1 protein-coding gene is annotated in these 1,471 nt (G+C 62.9%); it reads left to right on the forward strand.

All coding sequences use genetic code 11. The annotated features are described in order from the left end of the window. Positions 1-89 precede the first annotated feature (89 nt). A complete protein-coding gene (locus AC1DNF_RS35585; protein WP_478153627.1) occupies positions 90-1,169 on the forward strand; it encodes an IS110 family RNA-guided transposase in 1,080 nt (359 codons plus the stop codon). Positions 1,170-1,471 lie beyond the last annotated feature (302 nt).

Here is a 1,471-nt window from a genome sequence, read left to right on the forward strand (position 1 = left end):
CGGGCAAGGTGGACCCCCGAATGGATACGGCATCGAAGTGCCCATGCGTGATAGACCGAGGTCTTCACAAACACCATCGGGGGTCCGAGATGAATCGTAGTGCAGCACAAGGTGCAGGACAAATCATCGGCTTGATCGACGGCCGGCAGGTCGTTGGCCTGGACATCGCCAAGAGCGTGTTCCAGCTTCACACCGTGGACATGGACACGGGCGAGATCGTCAACGTCCAACTCAAGCGTGCCAAGGTGCTCGAGCACTTCGKCAATCGCCAGCCCTGCCTGATCGGCATCGAGGCCTGCGGCGGGGCGCACCACTGGGCGCGCCAGTTGACGGGGCTGGGCCACAGCGTGCGGCTGATTCATGCCAAGGCCGTGCGCCCCTTCGTGGCCGGCAACAAAACCGACGCCACTGACGCCCGAGCCATCTGGCTGGCCGTGCAGCAGCCGGGCACGAAGTTCGTAGGCATGAAGACGTTGGAGCAGCAGGCCACGCTGGTCTTGCACCGCCAGCGCGAACTGCTCATGAGGATGAAGGTCATGCAGACCAACGCGCTGCGGGGCCTGCTCTACGAGTTTGGCGCGATCTTCGCGCGAGGCAGGGGTGCGCTGTTCTCTGAGATCGAGGCGACCTTGGAATCGCTGGTCAACGACATCCCCCAGTACGTGGTCGACAGCCTGCGCGAGCAGGCGCATCGGATCAAGAAGATTGCCGAGGACATCAAGGCCATCGAAGTGCGGCTAGCGCAGCGCCTGCGCGSYGATGCGGACATGAAGCGCGTAGCCGYTATCCCCGGGGTCGGGCTGATGACGGCCACGGCCGCGGTTGCCACGATGGGTGAAGCCACGGCCTTCAAGTCGGCCCGCGAGTTCTGCGCTTGGCTGGGCCTGGTGCCGAGCCAGCGCGGCACTGGCGGCAAGGTCAAGCTATTGGGCATCTCCAAGCGGGGTGACACCTACCTGCGCACCTTGCTCATCCACGGGGCGCGCTCGGTACTCACGCATACCAAGGAACCGGGGGTGTGGCTGGAGCAACTGCAGGCCAGACGCCCGGCCAATGTCGTGATCGTGGCGCAGGCAGCCAAGRTGGCCAGGACGATCTGGGCTRTCACGGCCAGGCAGCAGGACTACCAACGGGGCTACGTGAGTAGCAGGCCGCAAGTGCGCGCCTGAACACCGTAGCTGAATATCAACCAACCTGAACAGAAAGGGTATGTGAGCCTTTGAAGGCGATTGGGGCAGCAACACACGACGTGATGTGAAACAGGTCAGACCGAGACGAGCCAAACCTGAATGGCGAACAGGACTTCAACAGTCCGCCAAGGAGATGAGGCGCTCGTCAGCGGATTACATCGGGGCCAGTGGGCAAACGGGGCAACTCAGCACCCACACAACAGGCCGGATACAAGGCAGCAGCCGACTTCTTCACGACACGACGCGGGTAACTACCTATCGCCGGGAGGCATCCATACAAG

The sequence above is a fragment of the Variovorax sp. 01T432 genome, assembly GCF_056398605.1.